Here is a 1,142-nt window from a genome sequence, read left to right as displayed (position 1 = left end):
GAGTTGGTGGAGTAAGGGGTCCACTCCCATTCCAGGTTGCCACCAAGCGACCAACCTTCGGAGATGGCCCCGTATAGCCGTAGTCCGATGCGCGAGGATGAATTGCCGTTGTCGACCGGACCATAACCCAAGGTCGATCCGCCGTCGCCGAATACCAGCAGGCCCTTGTTGATCTGCCCGTAAAGCTCGAGATAGCTGTTGTCGTCGCCAACACGCAGCTTGGGTATCAGGGTGGACTTGCCGGTATCGGCTGCCTTGGCTGCCGCTGTGTCTGCTGCAGCGGCCGGCATGGCCATTGCCAGCGACATGAGCGGGAAGGCCATTGCCGCCACCAGCGTCTGTCGTTGAGTTCGCATCATCCCCTATCTCCGATACGTTTCAATCCGCGGCACCGCCGCATTGCAGGACCCCGCCAAAATCAAAGATTGCCTGGTAGCTACCGTCGTTCGGTGCGATTGTAGTTTGTGGTTCTTTTGGCAACGCCGAAGCCACGTCTTGGCGCGAAGGCCAGCCACAATTTCGATGCCGTTGTGATGGAAGCGGGCTTGGACGACGGAGCGCAAAACGCGCACGGCTTGATGTCTGGAAGCGGCGAGCTTCTCGCGACGACTCGTAAGTAAAAGTCGCCGCTGAGGCCGCTTCAGCGAGCGGTTTGTGCTCAGGGAGCGGTTGCCGCTTATGGTGTAAAACTCCCCAGGCAGTGCTGTCCACTGCCGGAAACCAGTCACCAAAATGACGCCATCTGGAAATGATGGACGTTTCATTTTCATTTCAGTTTTGGTTAACTGCGATAGGCATTAACAAAACTTCCCCGGTCCATGATTTAGATTGTCGGATTCCAGATCAAGCCTTCGATTACTTCCAGCGCATCGAAAATGCTTTGGAAGTCATCAATATGTCTCTTCTTTGCTTCGAGATGGTAGCATCTTGAAAGGATGACGCAAGGGTGTAATCTTGGCTCAATGGCGATGCGCCTTGCAGCGCAGAGTTGTGACCGGCCGTACAGATTCATAGAGGGGATTCCACTATGTTTGACTGGTTCGTGAGCACACTTCGTAGTTACCCAGAAATCGCGATATTTCTCTCTTTGGCTCTCGGATATTATTTCGGGTCTTTTACGTACAAGGGGCTCGGCCTTGGTG

General features: G+C 54.5%; 1 protein-coding gene and 1 pseudogene. Both read right to left on the bottom strand.

All coding sequences use genetic code 11. The annotated features are described in order from the left end of the window. Positions 1-359 (bottom strand): annotated as a pseudogene (locus tag AC1DUU_RS32630) (hypothetical protein); the annotation flags it as partial. Between the two features lie 464 nt (positions 360-823). Continuing rightward, positions 824-1,142 (bottom strand): hypothetical protein (locus AC1DUU_RS32625; RefSeq protein ID WP_476787418.1); only part of this gene is annotated, 319 nt, incomplete at its 5' end.

It is taken from the genome of Aminobacter sp. P4_H6_2, from assembly GCF_056400805.1.
This window is presented reverse-complemented; position numbering and strand designations above follow the sequence as displayed.